Raw genomic sequence first — 7031 nt, 5'->3', positions numbered from 1 at the left:
GTAATTCCCCAAGGATAGGGATGGCTGCCTTCAATGCGCAGATTAAGATTCCAGTCGTTGAACCGGTCCTGCTGCTGAAAATGTTGTGGCCGCAAGAACATGCCTTCGCGCCACGCCACTCTTCCGCCGGCAAACATTCAATCCCCCCAGTTGCTATCAGCATCGGATTCGACTTACAGCACACGACGAAACGGTCGAAATGTCTAGCGCATTCGAGCGATCATCTGTTGCTTTTGATGCCAATACTGGAAAGCCGGGGCACGATACCAGCATGGACAGGGATGATACCTTCTCGTTCGATCCCCGCGCATGGTCGCCAGCGCGGCCCGAACCGGCGTCAACGGTCCAGCCGGCAGAGGTTGCCGTCCCGGCGGCGCTGTCAAATTTGCGGCGCATGGCCATGGCCGGCAGCGGATCACTGGCGCTGATTATCGGCGGAGTGTTCCTGGCCTGGACCCTGCGCGATCCGGTACCCGCCGCCACTCCGCAAGCCGCTGCAAGCGCGCCGGCACCGGTGCAAGCAGTGGCAGCAACGTCCAAGCGCATCCTCAACCTCAACAGCCCGTTCGAGCTGGAAGCCGCGCTTGTCGCCAACGGGGTGAGCGCCGCCGATGCCAAGGCTTCGTCCAACTCCACGCTGACCGCCTTGGGCCAGACGATGCAGCCGCTACGGGTGGTCATCAATATTGGCGGTGATGGCGCGGAGCTGACTTTGCAGCGGCTGGAGCTGTCCTTCCTCGACAGTTCTGGGGCCGTCGTCACCCGGCAGGCCGATGGCAGTTTCGCCGCCAGCAAGGTCGCGGCATCGCTTTCAACCCAGACGATCATGCGCCGCGGCCAGAAAAACGACGTCGATTTCTATTCATCGGCCGTTGCAGCGGGAATTACGGATAGCCTTGTGCCGACTTTTGCGCAGGCCTTTGTCTACGACTTCAACTTTCAGACCGAAATCAATACCGGCGATGTGTTCGAAGCGGTGTTCGAACAGCAAGTCAATACTGCCGGGCAGCCTGTCGGCCCGCCCAAGCTGCTTTACGCGTCGATGGAGACCCCGGCCAAGTCGCGCGCGCTCTACCGCTATAAACCGCAAGGCGATGAAGAAGGCTGGTTCGATGGCAACGGCCGCAGCGTCCGCCGCTCTTTCATGCGAACACCGGTCGAAGGCGCGCGCATTTCATCGCACTTTGGCATGCGTTTCCACCCGGTGCTGCATTACACACGCCTGCACGGCGGAATTGACCTTGCCGCGCCGACGGGCACGCCAATCTATGCGGCGTCGGCAGGCACGATCACTGCCGCCCGGCCATCTGGCTGCGCCGGCAACATGGTCATGATCAAGCATGATAACGGCTGGGAAACCCATTATTTCCACCTCGTCAAATATGCACCTGATATCCAGGCAGGCATGCGGGTCGAACAAGGTCACCTGCTGGGCGGCGTCGGCATGACTGGCAATTGCGTGACCGGTCCGCATCTCCATTACGAGATCGTGATCAACGGGGAAAAGGTGGATCCGGAAACCATCCCGACCGAAGAAGGCAAGCGGCTGGCCGGGGCTGAACTGACCGCCTTCATCAAGGAACGCGATCGGATCGACGTGGCCCGCGCCAAGCACGCGAGCTGACCGGTTCAGGTTTTGCCGGCGCTCGTCCGGTCGCCCGCCGCGAGCAGCGGCAGGATCAGCGCGGTCAGCGCAATGGTCACCGGCACGGCCACGTTCATGCCTTCACCCGAGCCGCCCCAGATCGCCGCGCCCACCAGTTCGAAATCGAAGATCGAACCATGCGGCGGCGATCCCGGATTAGGGTCGAGCCCGAACAGCTCCGCTTCCGACCAGTTCCACGCAAAGTGCGCACCGATCGAACACCACAGGTTACCTGTCCGCAACATCAGCAGGCCAAACAGCAGGCCGGCGAGGAAAATGTTGGCGAGCGACAGCACGCTCCGCGCCCCGCCTGACAAATGGAGCGCGGAAAAAGCGATCGCCGCCAGGGTGACTGCCGCCGTTCCGCCAACGCGTGGCACCAGCCTTTGCTGCAGCCAGCCGCGCAGGCAAAACTCCTCCACGGCGGCGGCAAACAGGGTCACCAGACTGGCGGTAATCAATTCCAGGCCGGCAATCCCCGCCGGTTCGGGATTGGCGACAGCGTGGTTGCCGACCCACGATTGCAGCAGCGCAATCAGCATGCCGAAGGTCCCAAGCGCGACGCCGATGGCAAAGGCCGGAGCGCTGCGCAGCAGGCGCTTTGGGGCCTCCACCGGGCTGAACCGCATCAGCACCCACGAAATCAGCAGCACGCCGGAGAATACCAGCAGGTTGGCGATCAGGTCGATCTTGCCGGGGCTCATTTCCGGATCGAGCCAGCCGGCCGTCAGCGCCTGATCGAGCAGAAGCGTGGCGAGGTATATCCATGCCGCGTTGAGCGCCAGGCCGACGCCGATCAGCAACCAGAAACCGAAAGCCGGTTTTGCCGGCAGCGTGGCAGCGGGCTGCGGCACGGGCGCTGGTCCGGGTGCCGTCGCTGGCCCCGGTGGTGACGCCACAAGCGCGCCGGCTTTTGGCGGGCGGGTCTTGCCGAGCAAGGCGCCAAAGGCATCCTCCTCGTTCATGCCATGGCTCCGGCCAGCACGCGCTCGCCGTCGTGGATCTGGCCGCCGCGCAAGTGAAAGTCGTGATAGTGGCCCGGTTGCGCGGATTCGACCGAGAACCGCTCAACCCCGCGAAACCACGGCGCGATCTCCTCAGGCGTGGCGGCGCTGAAATAGGTCCGCATGACGCGCGGATCGTAAAACCGGAACATCGCCAAGGTGCCATCGGGAAGCTTGGCATTGAGGAATTTCTTCAGGTGGAATTTCACATGCTGCAGGTCGAGCGGCGACAGCAGGGCAATGCCCCAGTTGCGCCCGGCGCCGTCGCGCTTCCACACCGGCATCAAGTTTTCATCGGGGCGCAGTTCGACCAGCCAGGGCAGGGCCGGGGCCAGATCGGGATGAAGCTCGCCCGAGATAAGGCACACGTGACGCGTGCATTTCTGCACCAGGCTCAACAGCCGGGGGTCCTGCGCCCCGTCGATAACGGCGAACCATTTCATGCCAGTCTGGTTATCGGGCATAGTGGTCATAATCAGCCATCGGCTGCCGCAGCTGTACACCTTTTTGGGAAGGGCAAGCCCTCTTTCGCCGCATTGATCAGCGCCTTCGCTTGCGCCGCCGGTGCCAGGTAGCTTCCCGCCGAGGTCAATACGGGCGCCGCTCCACCACCGCCGCCACCGCCGGCATCGCCGATGATCACCGTAGGTGCGCCCATGACGATCACACCGCCGTGCGCCGTCATGTCGCCGATGCGCGCGGCCGGCATGTTGTTGACCATGACCGACGCCGATCCCTTGACGATGGTGTCGGGCGGACCGACGCAGGTCAGCATGTCGCCCACCCGGGCTTGGGCCATCGAGCAGGTAATGACGGTTATCGCGCAAGTCGGAAGGATCGGGCCGCCGACGTGCGGCACCGTGCCCGTGACCATCGGGCAGGTGTGCATGTCGGCAAGGCGCGCGGCTGGGGGCATCAGGAAACCAGTGTGCCCATCAGCCGGCAGGTTTGTAAAGTAAGTTCACGTGATTGACGCAGCGCAGGACTGGCGCGGCAAGGCGCGGTGGATTGGCGGTTCATGACGCGCCGATCCACCGCTCACCCTTGTCAGCGCTTGCCGCTTGCGGTGCCACCGCCGGTTCCGGTCAGCATGTGCTTGGCCGTATCGCCGACCACGAAGAACGCGCCCCAATAGTAGGGATGCGACGACTTAGGGTTGTGCATCAGGCTGCCTTGCGCGGACTTCAGCGCTTCGCCGATAGTGCCGGTGCGACCGGCGCTGTAAAGCGAGCCCATCAGGTCATCGCCTGATTGGTTGGCCGGGATGCGCCAGTAGGTTGCGATCACCGCGCGGGCATTGGCCGAGATGAAGGCGCGGACGAGCCCGTCCAGCGCCGCCTGCGAGGTGTCTTCCTGTCCGGCAATACGCCCTGCAGTGGCTTCTGCACCCGAGCTGGTTTCGCACGCAGCAAGGACAACAAGGTTGGCATTGAGCTTGAGCCGGGCAATCTTGTCATAGCTGAGCAGGCCGTTCGACACGATCGGGCCGTCTTCCGGTGCCGGTGCAATGCCGGCAATCAGGGACGGCGGCACGTCCACCATGCAGCCGTCGATTTCGGTTGAGGTCTGCGGCGAGCCGTGGGTCGCGAAGTGCAGAACCTGATACTGGCTCAGCTCGCCCGCCTCGCTTGCCGCTTCGACGCCTGCATCGGTAAAGGCCGCACCGATCATCGAAGGCGCGCCAGGCACGCCAAGAGACCGCGAGACGATCTGGAGTTGGCTGGCGCTGATCGGAGGGTTGGCGTTCGAAATATCGACCCATGAACCGTATTTGACCGAGCAGCCGACGCCGTTGAACACTGGACGCAAGGCCTGTGCCGGTCCGGGCAAGGCTGCCTGCCCATTTTCACCAAGACCGAGCAGCGGCCGGGGGGCGGTCGATGCCGCCACCTTGGAACGCACGACGGTGAACGAGCGCGGCGAAATGGAAGTGGCGATCTCTGCCTGCGCGGCAAGGAAGCCGACCTTCGAATAATTGAACGAGCCGGATTTGCCCGAAGCCTTGTAGGCCTTGACGCTGTCCGCATCGGTCACGAGCACGCCGGCCGGCAGGTTGCGGAGCTGGCCAGCGGGATCGAAAATCACATATTTCGCCGAGGCCACGGCGCCGGCGGCAGGGCCGGAGATGGCGTTGAACAGGCCGTATGCGGTCTGGACGTCGAAAGGCGAAATGGTCGTCTTGCCGCTGAGCGAAACCTGGCTTCGCGACGTGCTGATCACGCGGCGGGCAAGGTTTTCGACCGAATCTGCCGGGGCTTCGATGCCATAGGTCCAGGCTTCATCGCGGGTGATGACCATGCCGTAAAGCCGCGTGCGGATCCGCGCGAGTTTGAGATAGACTTCGCCTTCACGCAAATTCTCGCGCAGTTCCTTGATCGAGATCGGCGTATCGTCCTGCCGGCTGAAGCGCGGATCGCTGGCCAGGCGCACGTCAATGGTGCCCTTTTCCGCTTCGGCATTGGCGCGCAGACGTTCAAGCCGGGCCTTTTCGGCGGCAGCATCGGGACCAAGGGCAGCAATCTGGTAGCGAAGGCTGGTAATCTGGCGTTCCAGCTCGACGCGGGTGCGAAGGTCACTGGAAATGGTGCCGTCGGCGGCAATGACCGATTCCAGCTTGACCATGTCGCCCGCGATGGCGGGATCGCTGACCACCTGCATCAGGCGGAAGTATTCGTCCTGAAGCGCGGGGTTGGTGCCCTTCTTCACTTCGCCAAGCAGGAATTCGAAATAGCCGATCAGTGCCGGCGCCTGCACGCTGGACGAACGACCCGAGGATACAACCGTATCCACTGCCTCGCGGTATTGCGCAGCCACGTCGCCCGCCGGAAGGCCGGCCTGGCTGGCAAAGGTTGCGCGTTCAAGCTGCAACGCGGCAATGGCTGAACTGTCACCGGCAAAGCTGCCTTCGCTGGCCTTGTCGGACAGACCGATCGGACAGGATGCAGGCGCCGCGCGGCCCTGCATGGTTGCCAGTGCGCAGTCGTAGGCTGCCAGCGCGGCGCCGCTGTTTTTGGCGCGGGCCTCGATACGGGCAACCTGCATCTGTACGCGCGCGCGCAGCCAGTTGATGCCGGCTGGCAGGGCGACCTGATCAAGTACGCGGAAGCTGGAGATTGCGCCGTTTGCCGAATAGATCGCGGCGCGGCTTTCATCGATGCGGTTAAGCCCGAGCAGGGCAACGCTTCGCGCGTAATTCTGCTGAACGTCAAGAACGAGCCAGTTGTACTGGTTCTTGTCCTTGAGGGAGATGCCGCTGGCCTTCGATTTCTCGCTGTCCCGGTTGATGTTGCTCAGCACAAGCGGATTGCTCAGCGGCCGGGATTCCTGGCTGATCGCATTAAGCTCGGTCAGGGCGCGTTCCCATTCGCGCTGGTTGATTGCGTCGAACGAACGGTAGGTCCGCAGGGCACGTTCCAGATAGGCACCGCGCTCCGAATTGGTGTTGTTGCGCAGGGTGGCCTCTGCCGCCGCAAATCCTTTGCGGGCCGGACCGAACTGACCAAGCCCGGAGTCGGCGAGAGCAGCGGTAAGCTGAAGTTCCGCGACGACAGCGGGCGGGGTCGAACCGCTGACGCGGCTCAGCGCGTCGTTCAGTCCGCGTGATGCCGTGACCAGTTCGCCGCTGCGAATGGCGAGAACGCCCTGCTGCAGCGCACTCTCAAGGTTGAAATCAGCAAGCTGGGCACCCGTTCCCGTGCCGGCCGGGGCCGGGGCGAGGATCGAGATATCGACGGTTGGCGACCATTTGAACAGGTCGGCGTCGACGCCGTTGGCCGAAGCCTTGAGCATCCGCAACATCGGCGCGACGGCTTCGACCGACGAGGCACCGACGAAGGTCTTGCCGTCCTGCTCGGCCTGGATTTCCAGAACCTGCACGCCAAGTGCGGCGTCCTGGCACATGCGCGCCACGACCGGGCCAAGGCCTTCGAGCGAGAGATTCGATGACGCGCCACATTCGCGCGTGCCGGCCTTGGCCGCGGTCGCTGCGGGTTGCACCACGGCAACGATCTTGGCCGCCGAAGCGCCGCGGCAGGTCACGACAAAGGACTGGTCCTTCGACGTCTTGATCGCGCCGCTACTGCGCGACCAGTCACGCGAGGCGGTGCAGGGCTGGCCGATGCGGTTTTCACCCAGCTGCATCGTATCGGGCAGCGGCGCAGCCATGGCTGGTGCCGCCGGCAGGGCCGACGTGATCAGGAGGCTGGCCAGGATGAGCTTGCGGTTGCTTGCGGCGGTCATCATTTGGTTTCCTTGCAGGTCTTGTCGGCCTTGAGTTCGCAGGTCGGTGCTTCGTAGTTGAGGGTCGGAACCGCGAGATCGCCCAGCAGCGCCTCGTTGTTCGTGCCGACCAGCGGGTCGAGGATGATGCGCAGGTCTTCGTC

At 63.7% G+C, this 7031-nt stretch carries 6 protein-coding genes; 1 reads left to right on the top strand and 5 read right to left on the bottom strand.

Annotated elements, in window-relative coordinates:
• A partial coding sequence (gene tssK, locus RMO89_RS20450) for a type VI secretion system baseplate subunit TssK (RefSeq protein WP_409035490.1) occupies positions 1-101 on the bottom strand: 101 nt, incomplete at its 3' end.
• 170 nt (positions 102-271) lie between these two features.
• On the opposite strand from tssK, the gene RMO89_RS00035 reads away from it, so the two are divergent.
• Positions 272-1624 carry a M23 family metallopeptidase gene (locus RMO89_RS00035; protein WP_310530455.1) on the top strand — a complete coding sequence of 451 codons (1353 nt, stop codon included), beginning with the start codon at positions 272-274 and terminating at the stop codon, positions 1622-1624.
• A 5-nt stretch (positions 1625-1629) separates the two neighbouring features.
• Here the strand turns inward: RMO89_RS00035 and RMO89_RS00030 are convergent, their stop codons facing one another.
• The 4 genes from RMO89_RS00030 to RMO89_RS00015 all read right to left on the bottom strand — a co-directional run bounded on the left by RMO89_RS00030 (position 1630) and on the right by RMO89_RS00015 (position 6888).
• Complete coding sequence (locus tag RMO89_RS00030; protein WP_310530454.1) at positions 1630-2610, bottom strand: type II CAAX endopeptidase family protein; 981 nt, start codon at positions 2608-2610, stop codon at positions 1630-1632.
• Entirely contained in the window at positions 2607-3122 is a 516-nt protein-coding gene (locus RMO89_RS00025; RefSeq protein WP_310530453.1) for a DUF4123 domain-containing protein, read from the bottom strand. The genes RMO89_RS00030 and RMO89_RS00025 overlap by 4 nt, the downstream gene beginning before the upstream one ends.
• 2 nt (positions 3123-3124) lie before the next feature.
• Positions 3125-3565, bottom strand: a complete 441-nt coding sequence (locus tag RMO89_RS00020; protein ID WP_310530452.1) for a PAAR domain-containing protein — start codon at positions 3563-3565, stop codon at positions 3125-3127.
• A gap of 131 nt (positions 3566-3696) precedes the next feature.
• Entirely contained in the window at positions 3697-6888 is a 3192-nt protein-coding gene (locus RMO89_RS00015) for a CHAT domain-containing protein (RefSeq protein ID WP_310530451.1), read from the bottom strand.
• Between the last annotated feature and the right edge of the window lie 143 nt (positions 6889-7031).

This window comes from Novosphingobium sp., assembly GCF_031424035.1.
GTDB lineage: Bacteria > Pseudomonadota > Alphaproteobacteria > Sphingomonadales > Sphingomonadaceae > Novosphingobium.
This window is presented reverse-complemented; position numbering and strand designations above follow the sequence as displayed.

Bases quoted from the DNA above. Each gene is read 5' to 3' on its own strand.
- RMO89_RS00035 (WP_310530455.1), top strand. From the start codon at position 272: ATGGACAGGGATGATACCTTCTCGTTCGATCCCCGCGCATGGTCGCCA.
- RMO89_RS00030 (WP_310530454.1), bottom strand. From the start codon at position 2,610: ATGAACGAGGAGGATGCCTTTGGCGCCTTGCTCGGCAAGACCCGCCCG.
- RMO89_RS00025 (WP_310530453.1), bottom strand. From the start codon at position 3,122: ATGACCACTATGCCCGATAACCAGACTGGCATGAAATGGTTCGCCGTT.
- RMO89_RS00020 (WP_310530452.1), bottom strand. From the start codon at position 3,565: ATGCCCCCAGCCGCGCGCCTTGCCGACATGCACACCTGCCCGATGGTC.
- RMO89_RS00015 (WP_310530451.1), bottom strand. From the start codon at position 6,888: ATGACCGCCGCAAGCAACCGCAAGCTCATCCTGGCCAGCCTCCTGATC.